At 56.9% G+C, this 10,587-nt stretch carries 12 protein-coding genes; 6 read left to right on the top strand and 6 right to left on the bottom strand.

Annotated features, from left to right (window positions below; genetic code table 11):
• Positions 1–272: 272 nt before the first annotated feature.
• Positions 273–830 (top strand): gamma carbonic anhydrase family protein, encoded by a 558-nt coding sequence (locus tag ACEQFP_RS16485; RefSeq protein WP_370547162.1) that lies wholly within the window; start codon positions 273–275, stop codon positions 828–830.
• Here ACEQFP_RS16485 and ACEQFP_RS16480 read toward each other — a convergent pair.
• The 6 genes from ACEQFP_RS16480 to dprA are packed head-to-tail and all read right to left on the bottom strand — an operon-like array spanning position 803 to position 4,617.
• Entirely contained in the window at positions 803–1,072 is a 270-nt protein-coding gene (locus tag ACEQFP_RS16480) for a DUF1488 domain-containing protein (RefSeq protein WP_370547161.1), read from the bottom strand. The genes ACEQFP_RS16485 and ACEQFP_RS16480 overlap by 28 nt on opposite strands.
• Entirely contained in the window at positions 1,069–1,884 is an 816-nt protein-coding gene (aroE, locus tag ACEQFP_RS16475) for a shikimate dehydrogenase (RefSeq protein ID WP_370547160.1), read from the bottom strand. Before aroE ends, ACEQFP_RS16480 begins: the two co-directional genes overlap by 4 nt.
• A gap of 3 nt (positions 1,885–1,887) precedes the next feature.
• Positions 1,888–2,460: an L-threonylcarbamoyladenylate synthase type 1 TsaC gene (gene tsaC / locus ACEQFP_RS16470; RefSeq protein WP_098142817.1), complete on the bottom strand. Its 573-nt coding sequence runs from the start codon at positions 2,458–2,460 to the stop codon at positions 1,888–1,890.
• A 4-nt stretch (positions 2,461–2,464) separates the two neighbouring features.
• Positions 2,465–3,025 (bottom strand): type I DNA topoisomerase, encoded by a 561-nt coding sequence (locus ACEQFP_RS16465; RefSeq protein ID WP_005290327.1) that lies wholly within the window; start codon positions 3,023–3,025, stop codon positions 2,465–2,467.
• Positions 3,026–3,062: 37 nt separating this feature from the next.
• Positions 3,063–3,533, bottom strand: a complete 471-nt coding sequence (locus tag ACEQFP_RS16460) for a DUF494 family protein (RefSeq protein WP_005290329.1) — start codon at positions 3,531–3,533, stop codon at positions 3,063–3,065.
• The gene (dprA, locus tag ACEQFP_RS16455) at positions 3,505–4,617 is read right to left on the bottom strand and encodes a DNA-processing protein DprA (protein WP_035600119.1); all 1,113 of its coding nucleotides are present in this window, start codon (positions 4,615–4,617) and stop codon (positions 3,505–3,507) included. Before dprA ends, ACEQFP_RS16460 begins: the two co-directional genes overlap by 29 nt.
• Positions 4,618–4,740: 123 nt before the next feature.
• On the opposite strand from dprA, the gene def reads away from it, so the two are divergent.
• The 5 genes from def to ACEQFP_RS16430 all read left to right on the top strand — a co-directional run bounded on the left by def (position 4,741) and on the right by ACEQFP_RS16430 (position 10,539).
• Entirely contained in the window at positions 4,741–5,256 is a 516-nt protein-coding gene (def, locus tag ACEQFP_RS16450) for a peptide deformylase (RefSeq protein ID WP_005290333.1), read from the top strand.
• An 18-nt stretch (positions 5,257–5,274) separates the two neighbouring features.
• Positions 5,275–6,222, top strand: a complete 948-nt coding sequence (gene fmt / locus ACEQFP_RS16445; RefSeq protein WP_370547159.1) for a methionyl-tRNA formyltransferase — start codon at positions 5,275–5,277, stop codon at positions 6,220–6,222.
• A 141-nt stretch (positions 6,223–6,363) separates the two neighbouring features.
• Complete coding sequence (gene rsmB / locus ACEQFP_RS16440) at positions 6,364–7,656, top strand: 16S rRNA (cytosine(967)-C(5))-methyltransferase RsmB (RefSeq protein WP_047059033.1); 1,293 nt, start codon at positions 6,364–6,366, stop codon at positions 7,654–7,656.
• Between the two features lie 52 nt (positions 7,657–7,708).
• Positions 7,709–9,085, top strand: a complete 1,377-nt coding sequence (gene trkA, locus ACEQFP_RS16435) for a Trk system potassium transporter TrkA (RefSeq protein WP_005290339.1) — start codon at positions 7,709–7,711, stop codon at positions 9,083–9,085.
• A gap of 8 nt (positions 9,086–9,093) precedes the next feature.
• Positions 9,094–10,539 carry a TrkH family potassium uptake protein gene (locus ACEQFP_RS16430; protein WP_005290343.1) on the top strand — a complete coding sequence of 482 codons (1,446 nt, stop codon included), beginning with the start codon at positions 9,094–9,096 and terminating at the stop codon, positions 10,537–10,539.
• Positions 10,540–10,587 lie beyond the last annotated feature (48 nt).

The following is a 10,587-nucleotide window of genomic DNA, read 5'->3' as shown; positions in this document are numbered from 1 at the left end:
GTTTTTCACTTCACTCTCCCCGGCTCATCTTGTGATGTTGTTCACAAGTGCCGTGTCGATGGAGGCGCATTATAGGGCCCAATTCGCAGCGTGCAACCGCTATTTTACGACAAAAGTATCGTTTGACGCATTACACAGCAATTGAACTGCTTATACCTGATTACACACAGAGTTATCCACACGACATGACGTTTGACGATTGAATTTCCCCAAGCGTACGCTACGATCAACCACTCTCAGCCCCTCTTTATATCGATATATAGGCACCCATCATGTCTTTCTCTATCCGTCCTTATCTTTCTTTTACTCCGCAATTAGGTGAACGCGTCTTTGTCGATGCTAACAGCAGCGTGATCGGTCAAGTCGAACTGGGTGACGATGTCAGCATCTGGCCACAAGTCGTCATCCGCGGCGACGTCAACCGCATCGTCGTGGGCGCGCGTAGTAATATTCAGGATGGTACGGTGATCCATGTCGGCCACTGCACGGAGAGCAACCCGCTCGGCCACCCGACACTAATCGGCCACGAGGTGACGGTAGGGCATAAAGCTATGTTACACGGTTGCACCATCGGCAACCGGGTCTTGGTTGGAATAGGGGCGATTGTGCTGGACGGGGCCCAAATTGAGGATGAGGTGATTCTGGGTGCCGGTAGCCTGGTGCCACCGGGCAAATGCTTAACGAGCGGTTATCTGTACTTTGGCAATCCGGTACGCCAAGTACGCCCCCTCACGTCGGAGGAACGGGTGAGACTGCGCGAGTCTGCCGCCAATTATGTCAAATGGAAGGAAGATTACCTTACTCAAGCGGCGATCCATACCCAGCCCTGAGCATCATAGTCTTCTCGAGCGATCGCCTGTTCGGCCGCCTCCTCCAGTTGCCACCGTAAGGCGCTAAACAACACCAAGGGCGCCGACTGTGTGTCCAGGCCCGCCTGATTGGCCAGGCGTCGTAAGTCCACCAGCCGAATGGCGCAGGTGACTTGAAAACCACCGACCATCGCCGGGAAGGTCACTGCGGCTAACGATGCCTGCCACCGCTCATGATCAGGAAAAAGGATTGCCTGATTCATGCCTTTCCCTCCTGGCGCAGTTGTGCCAAGACCGGCTCCATCTCCGGCAGGACACCATGCCACAATTGAAAGGCGTGTGCGGCCTGCGCTACCAACATACCAAAGCCATCCGCCACCTGACATGCGCCCTGCTGACGCGCCCAAGCTAGGAACGGCGTTAGGGATGACTGATAAAACATATCGTAACAAGCACACTCAGCCCGAATCACAGAAGCCGGTATAGGAGGGACCTCGCCCTGTAGACCGGAAGCGGTGGCATTGATGATTAAATCAAACTCTCGCTCCACCAGCATGGAATAAGGCAGGGCTTCGATCACCCCTTGTGTCTGAAATGCTGCGGCCAGCGCCTGTGCCCGCGCTGGCGTCCGGTTAGCTAACACTATTCGGCATTGCTGTTGTAGCAGCGGTAAGATCACGCCACGCGCCGCGCCGCCAGCGCCCAGCAATAATATGCGCCGCCCCGGTGCCAACATCGCCAAACGCGTCAGATCGCTCACTAATCCGACGCCATCGGTGTTATCCCCTAACAGGATGCCATTCTGCCAGCTTAGCGTATTCACCGCCCCAGCCTGGCGCGCCCGATCCGTCAGTTGATCCGCCATGTGCCATGCCTGCTCTTTAAAGGGGGTCGTGACATTGGCGCCTCGCCCCCCTTGCCGGAAAAACGCCTGCACGAAGGCGGGAAAATCCTCCAGTGGCGCTAACATCGCCTCATAGTGTAATGCGATCCCCGTCTGCTGCGCGAAGAGATGATGGATACGCGGGGACTTACTGTGCCCGATCGGGTGACCAAAAACGGCGAATCTCTGCATGACTTAGCCCTGACGGAACAGTTCACCGCTGAGTGCATCGCGGATCTCGGATGGATTTTGCCGCCCGCCAACCGCAGCATCGAGTACCGGGAAGCGGGCGCCAAACTGCTCGCGTACCTCGGACGCGCTACGGCAGGGGGCAAGCCCGCTCAGGTTCGCACTGGTGGAGACCAGGGGCTTACCGTAAGCACGGCACAATTGCTGTACCATCGGATGCGCGCTCACGCGTACGGCGAGCGTACTAAAACGACCGGTCAGCCAACGCGGAGTATCGTCACGCGCTGGCATTACCCAAGTTACCGGGCCTGGCCACCGGGCAAATACCGCCGTACGCCGCTCCCCTTGTAATGCCTCATCACAGACATAGGGCAATAGCTGCTGATAATCAGCGGCGATCAGGATCAACCCCTTATCCCAGGGACGCTGTTTAAGATCCAATAGAGCCTGTACCGCAGACTCGCTGTCCGGATCGCATCCCAGACCAAATACCGCCTCGGTGGGATAGGCAATCACACGCTGCTGACGTAAGGCCGCCAACACATAGGCCAAGGAGTCATTCTGTGGTTTATCTATCATTGTCTTATGATTCTACCGATTCGTCGCCGCGCGCATCGACTGCCTTGCCACAGCACTTACTGGCGCAATAGCGCCGTACTCCACCCGCACCTTTCTTCTCGACTAAGAGTGGGTAATGGCAATGCGGGCAAGTGCCGGCGATGGGTTTTAAATTCAGGCTAAACTGGCACTCGGGATAACGCTCACAGGCATAGAATGTCTTGCCATAGCGCGAACGGCGCTGGAGCAATTTTCCCTTCGCACATTGCGGGCAGTCGAGTCGCGTCTCATCCGGCTTATCGATCGCCTCTGTATGTTCACACTGCGGATAATTGTGGCAGCCGATAAACATACCGTAGCGCCCCTGGCGTAGTACCAGCACATCGCCACACTGCGGACATGGCTGCCCCTCCAGAACCTTCACAATATGTCCATCGGCAGATTTCAGCGCGCGGATATATTGGCACTCTGGATAGCGGGAACAGCCCAAAAAAGGGCCATGCCTACCATTGCGGATCACCAGATCGGCTCCACACTCCGGGCATGGCTCATTTTTCTTGGCAGCAAATAATGTGCCTTGCGTCATAACGTTATTTCTTTCAATAAACTAACTGGCCATCCACTCAATGCAGGTGACCTTCATGAACCTCAAACAGGAGTTCTTCCATTTGCCGATAGGTATTCTCATGCCCTGGGGCGTTAAAGAGCACCATTAACACGACCCATTTCAGATCATCCAACTCAAACTGATCGATCTCCAACGCCATCACCCGATCGATCACCATCTCACGGATCTCTGGCGTCAACAGTTGGATCTGCTCCAAAAACAACAGGAATCCACGGCACTCACTATCTAGACAGGCCATTTCTTCCGCGGTGTAGATCCGCAACGCATGCGGATCCGCCACCGGCAGACTTACATTCCCCTCTTCCTGCATCATTGCCAGCTTTTCTAGCCAGTTCAGTGCTCGGAAGATATCCCCACGTTCAAAACCCGCGCTGGTCAAATCATCGGTCAGCTTATCCTGATCGATGTGCATCCCGGCCGTCGTGTGGATATAGGTCTCAAATAGGTACATGAGTACGTCGAACATGGCCAGCCCTCTTCACTCGGACATAGCCGCCGGACACTGCCTTAATCCATCCTGCTAACTCCAGCTCGAGCAGGGCAACTGCTGCGTCTGGCACAGATCGGCCGATGCGTTCGGCGACAGCGTCAATAGTTGTCACCTCGTCCCCTACGTTAGCCAACACCTCGGCAAATGGCAATTGAGCATCGCCCTCACAGTGAGAAATATTGTCTGCGGCAGGTGGAGGCAACCAATGTAGCGACCCATTGAGTTGTTCGAGGAGATCTGCCGGGCTGGCACACAGGTAGGCGCCCTGTTGGATCAGCCAGTGACAACCGGCACTCTGCGGATTCCCCAGATCACCGGGAATAGCGAAAACTTCACGCCCCTGCTCCAACGCCAGACGCGCCGTGATCAGCGATCCGCTGCGCAACGTCGCTTCGACGACTAAGACACCTAGGCTTAAGCCACTGATGATACGATTACGACGCGGAAAGTGGCTGGGCCGAGCGCCACACCCTGGAAAGAATTCAGAAATCACCGTACCCCCCGCCGCCAGGATTGTCTGTGCTAATCCCCGATGCGCCATCGGCGTGATGATATCGGGCCCACTCCCCAACACGGCGACGGTCTTTCCCTCGGCCGATAGCGCCCCACGGTGAGCCATGGCATCGATACCAAATGCCAAACCGCTGACGATCGTCAGCCCACTGGCGGCCAACATCCGGGCGAAGAACTGTGCCTGTTCCTGACCATAGGCGCTCGGTGTCCGACTGCCAACGATAGCCAGCGCTGGCGCAGATAAATGGACGCCATTACCACGCACAAAGAGTACTGGCGGCGCATCGTCGAGCTGACGCAAGGCGCTGGGGTAGGCGCTATCCTCTAACGTCAGCATCTCCCCCTCCCCTGAGGCCAACCACGCCAAGGCATCCGCGATCCCATGAGCCGACCAAAATTGCCGCTGTTGCATCGGCAGTAAGCCGCTACGCAGCAAGCGTGCGCCTAGATCCATCCCCTGAGATAAGACGTGCGCTAACGGAACGAGATGCCCCGCCTTGATCCCCCTCACCTGGGCTAGACGCAGCCAAATCTCATTGCTCTCCATCCACCCCCCGGCACGCTGCGGCCTATGTGTTCAATCGGTGAACAATACTGTCAATCGGGGGGAGAACTGTCTAGAATAGGAGTGAAAATCATTCCCTAACCCAGAGGAAGTTTAAAGAGATTTATGGCGGTATTGCAGGTATTACATTTTCCCGATGAGCGGCTTCGCACCATTGCTAAGCCGGTAAATGAAGTGACGCCCGAAATCCAGCGTATTGTCGACGATATGTTCGAGACCATGTACGCCGAGGAGGGCATTGGCCTGGCTGCCACTCAGGTAGATATTCACCAACGTATTATCGTCATCGATATCTCGGAGAACCGCGATCAGCGCCTAGTGCTGATTAACCCCGAACTGCTGCAAAAGGGTGGCGAAACCGGTATCGAAGAGGGGTGCCTTTCTGTTCCCGAACAACGAGCGCTAGTACCGCGTGCCGAGACGATCACCGTGCGTGCGCTGGATCGTGATGGCAAGCCTTTTGAGTTGGAGACCGACGGTCTGTTGGCTATCTGCATCCAGCATGAGATGGATCATCTGATGGGTAAGCTGTTTATCGACTACCTGTCGCCGCTGAAGCGCCAACGCATCCGTCAAAAGCTGGAGAAGCTGTACAAACAGCAGGCTCGCTCCGCTAACTAATTCAAGGCAGGTATTCCCGTGTCTCAATCGCTTCGTATCATTTTTGCCGGTACGCCCGATTTCGCCGCTCGCCATCTCGCGGCATTGCTCGGCTCTGAACACCAGATCGTCGGGGTATTTACCCAACCCGATCGCCCGGCGGGGCGCGGTAACAAGCTGACACCCAGCCCGGTAAAGGCACTCGCAGAGCAACATGCACTGCCTGTCTTCCAGCCAGCATCATTACGGCCCGCCGAAAACCAACAGCTGGTCGCCGACTTACAGGCTGATGTGATGGTCGTCGTGGCCTACGGCCTGATCCTCCCTCAGGCGGTACTGGATATGCCGCGTCTGGGTTGTATCAACGTACATGGCTCCCTGCTCCCGCGCTGGCGCGGGGCGGCGCCGATCCAACGCGCCCTCTGGGCGGGTGATGCGGAGACGGGCGTTACCATTATGCAGATGGACGCCGGCCTGGATACTGGTGCGATGTTGCTGAAACTGGCCTGTCCAATCACTCAAGAAGATACCAGCGCTACCCTGTATGATAAGTTGGCCGAGCTGGGTCCCCAAGGGTTGCTAACGACGCTGGCTCAACTCGCCGATGGCCGTGCCCAGGCACAGCAACAGGACGATGCACTCGCCTGCTACGCCGAGAAGCTGAGCAAGGAGGAGGCACGCCTAGATTGGCAACTCCCTGCCGAGCAGTTAGCGCGTTGTGTCCGAGCCTTCAACCCTTGGCCTGTCAGCTTCTTCATGCTGGAAGGACAACCGGTGAAGGTCTGGGGGGCAAACGTCCTTCATCAAGAGAGCAACGCACAGCCAGGCACGATCGTCGGGGCCGATAAGCAAGGGATCGCCGTCGCGACGGCCCAGGGTATCCTATTGTTAACTCAGCTGCAGCCTGCCGGTAAGAAAAACATGGCCGCCCGTGATCTGCTCAACTCACGCAAAGAGAGTTTCCTCGCGGGAACCCTCCTCGACTAAGCATCCTTAGCCCGGTGAACGCCGGGCTACCTCGCTAAAGCGCCCTCCGACGCGGCGTGTCCAATGCGCCATTTCTGCCCCAATCCGTGATAAACTCCAGGCCATATTCGACTTAACTTGCAGCGACGGTCTCTTGCATCCATGAAAACTACGTCCTATAACCTGCGCGCTATCGCCGCCCGCACGCTGAGTGCTGTCCTCGATCAGGGACAATCTCTGAGTAGTGTCTTGCCCAGCGCCGCCCAATCACTCAGCGAAAAAGATCGCGCCCTGTTACAGGAGCTATGCTTCGGCACCTTACGCGTATTGCCGCAGCTGGAATGGATCCTACAACAGTTGATGGCCAAGGTACTGACCGGCAAACAACGTCCGCTTCATTACCTGCTGATGGTTGGCCTGTATCAACTCGTGTATACCCGTATCCCACCCCATGCCGCCCTGGCCGAAACGGTCGATGGGGCAACCGCCCTCAAACGGCCGCAGCTCAAGGGGCTGATCAATGGCGTGCTGCGCCAGTTCCAGCGCCAACAAGAGGCTCTACTGCTTCAGTCTCAACAACATGCTAGCCACTGGTTACACCCCTCATGGTTGCTCAAGCGTCTGCAACACGCCTACCCGGAGCAATGGCCTGCGATTGTCGAGGCCAATAACCAGCGTCCACCGATGTGGTTGCGTGTTAATCGCCGCCATCATACCCGCGACGCCTACCTCACTCTGTTACAGCAGGCTGGCATTGAAGCGGTGGCACATGACCACTTCCCCGATGCCATCCGTCTACTGGTGGCACAGCCGGTAACACGCCTACCGGGATTCGAACACGGATGGGTCACGGTGCAGGACGCCAGCGCACAACATTGCGTCGATCTACTCGATCCGCACGATGGCGAACAGATCCTCGATCTCTGCTGTGCCCCGGGCGGTAAGACGACCCATATTCTCGAAGCCGCGCCCAAGGCGCAGGTGCTGGCCGTCGATGCCGATGAGCAACGACTCAAACGTGTGCGGGAGAATCTTCAACGCTTGCAACAACAGGCCGAAGTCCGCTGCGGCGATGGCCGAACCCCCGACGCCTGGGCCAATGGACGTCAGTTCGATCGCATTCTACTGGATGCCCCCTGTTCTGCGACGGGGGTCATTCGCCGTCATCCCGACATCAAGTGGCTACGGCGCGATAGCGATATTGCCGAATTAGCCGCCTTACAACGCGAGATCCTCGAAGCCGTCTGGCCTCTGCTGAAACCGGGCGGTGTCATGGTGTATGCCACCTGTTCTGTCCTGCCACAGGAAAATCGGGAGCAGATCCTCGCCTTTCTGGCGCACCACGACGACGCGCGCCTCGCGGAAACCGGTGACGCCCAGCAACCCGGCCTACAGTATTTACCCCAGTCCGAGGGCGGGGACGGCTTCTTTTACGCTAAGCTGATAAAAGCATAATCCGTCGGTCGCCCACCCGCTGGGCGACTCGCGCTAAGCAGAGAAAAGCATCATGAAAATTATCATATTAGGTGCCGGCCAGGTGGGGGGAACTCTGGCGGAAAACCTGGTGGGTGAGAACAACGATATCACCATCGTCGATACCAACAGTGATCGCCTGCGCCAGCTACAGGATAAATTCGATCTGCGCGTGGTACAGGGGTACGGCTCGCATCCTCGCGTGTTGCGTGAGGCCGGCGCCGATGATGCCGACATGCTGGTCGCCGTGACCAGCTCGGATGAAACCAACATGATCGCCTGTCAGATCGCTTATTCCCTGTTTAGCACCCCCAACCGTATCGCGCGTATTCGTTCAACCGAATATATCCGTGAACATGAGCGCCTATTCAATCCCGAGGCGGTTCCCATCGATCACCTGATCGCGCCCGAGCAACTGGTCACCGACTATGTCTATCGTCTGATCGAGTACCCGGGGGCACTGCAGGTGGTTAACTTCGCCGAAGGTAAGGTCGGACTAGTGGCGGTGAAGGCCTATTATGGCGGGCCGCTGGTCGGTAATGCTCTAACCTCGCTGAAGGAGCACATGCCGCACATCGATACCCGTGTAGCGGCGATCTTCCGCCAAGATCGTCCCATCCGGCCACAAGGATCGACGGTAATCGAGGCTGGCGATGAGGTCTTCTTCGTCGCCGCCTCGCACAACATCCGTGCCGTAATGAGTGAGTTACAGCGCCTAGAGAAACCCTATAAACGTATCATGATCGTCGGTGGCGGTAACGTCGGCGCCGGTCTGGCACAGCGATTGGAGAAGGATTACAGCGTCAAGCTGATCGAACATAATGCTCAGCGCGCCGCCGAACTGGCCGAGAAGTTGCACGACACCATCGTCTTCTATGGTGACGCCTCCGACCAGGAACTACTGACTGAGGAGCATATCGATCAAGTCGATGTCTTCATCGCCCTGACCAATGATGACGAAGCCAACATCATGTCCGCCATGCTGGCCAAACGCCTCGGCGCCAAGAAGGTGATGGTACTGATCCAGCGCAGCGCCTACGTCGATCTAGTACAAGGCAGCGTGATCGATATCGCCATCTCTCCACAGCAGGCAACCATCTCTGCCCTGCTCGGCCATGTCCGCAAGGCCGATATCGTCAGCGTCTCCTCACTGCGCCGTGGTGTGGCAGAGGCCATCGAGGCCATCGCTCATGGTGACGAAACGACCTCCAAGGTGGTGGGGCGACGCGTCGAGGAGATCAAGCTGCCGCCCGGTACTACTATCGGTGCCATCGTACGCGGGGATGACGTGTTGATCGCCAACCGTGAGTCCAAGATCGAACAGGGGGATCACGTGATCATGTTCCTGACGGATAAGAAGTTCATCTCCGACGTGGAACGCCTGTTTCAGCCCAGTCCTTTCTTTTTGTAACTACGGCTATGCTCAACTATCGTTCCGTTCTCTATATCCTGGGGATGATGCTGTCGAAGGTGGCACTACTGATGTATGTGCCGCTACTCTATGCACTGCTCACCGGTACTGGTGGTGTCTACGAGTTCCTTCAGGCGGTGATCATTACGCACCTGATCGCGCTGTTTCTCATTGCCCAAGGACGCGGGCAGAAGTTCTATCTGCGCATCCGTGATATGTTCCTGACCACCACCCTGGCATGGCTGACAGCCTGTTGTTTCGGCGCATTGCCCTTCGTGTTCATCAAGCACATCACCTTTACCGATGCCTTCTTCGAGACCATGTCCGGGTTAACCACGACCGGCTCCTCCGTACTCTCGAATCTCAATCAGATGGAGCCGAGCGTACTGTTGTGGCGCTCGTTACTCCAGTGGATGGGGGGGGTTGGCTTTATTGTCATGGCGGTCGCTATTCTCCCCTTCCTCGACGTTGGGGGGATGCGCCTCTTCCACACCGAATCCTCCGACTGGTCGGAGAAATCCTCACCCCGCATGAAGGATGTCGCCAAAGGCATCATGGCGGTGTACGCCGTGCTTACCTTCCTGTGTTATCTCGGCTATCGTTACGCCGGGATGAGCAACTTCGACGCGGTCAATCACGCCTTTGCCACTATCTCCACCGGCGGTTTCTCGACCAATGATAAGTCGATGGCCGCCTACTCCGTGTTGGCGCAATGGAACGCGATTATTTTTATGTTCCTCGGTTCGCTACCGTTCCTCTTGTTTATCCAAGCACTACGCCAGCGCAGTCTAAAGGCATTACTTCGCGATCAACAGCTGGTCGGCTTCAGTCGCTTCGTGCTGATCGTCGGACTGATCCTTACCCTATGGTTATGGCACAAACACGTCTTCGACTTCGAAGACAGTTTACGTATCGCCTTCTTCAACCTGATTAACATCCTATCGACGACTGGCTATTCGCTAGGTAACTTCGATCAGTGGACCCCCTTCACTACCGTGCTGTTCGCCTCGGTGATGCTACTGGGCGGCTGCTCCGGCTCTACCGCCGGTGGGATCAAGATGTTCCGGGTACAGATTGGCTTTGAAAGCCTGCACATCGAGGTGCGCAAGCTGATCCATCCCAATGCCGTATTCCCACGCCGTTACAATAACCGGCCAATTACCAACGAAGTCAGCCGCTCGGTCATCGCCTTTATGATGGCATTCATCGCCATTACCATGCTGATCGCCGCCGTGCTGGGTCTCTGCGGTGTCGATGCGTTATCGGCGATCACCGGCGCCATGACCGCGATGGCCAACGTCGGCCCGGGGATGGGGCCACTCATCGGGCCAAGCGGCAACTTCGCCCCGCTGCCCGATGTCGCCAAATGGGCCTTGGCGCTCGGTATGCTGCTTGGCCGCCTCGAGGTTATGACCATGCTGGTGCTATTCTTCCCTAGCTTCTGGAAGCGCTGATCCGCCGCCTAGCAAAGTGGCGGCGAGTGATTACACTTAGAGTAGGAT

Origin of the sequence: Edwardsiella sp. A.80236 (assembly GCF_044540725.1) — a bacterium.
In the GTDB taxonomy this organism is placed as follows: Bacteria; Pseudomonadota; Gammaproteobacteria; order Enterobacterales; family Enterobacteriaceae; genus Edwardsiella; species Edwardsiella tarda.
Note: the sequence above shows the minus strand (reverse complement) of the source record. Positions and strands in the feature narration are given on the sequence as shown.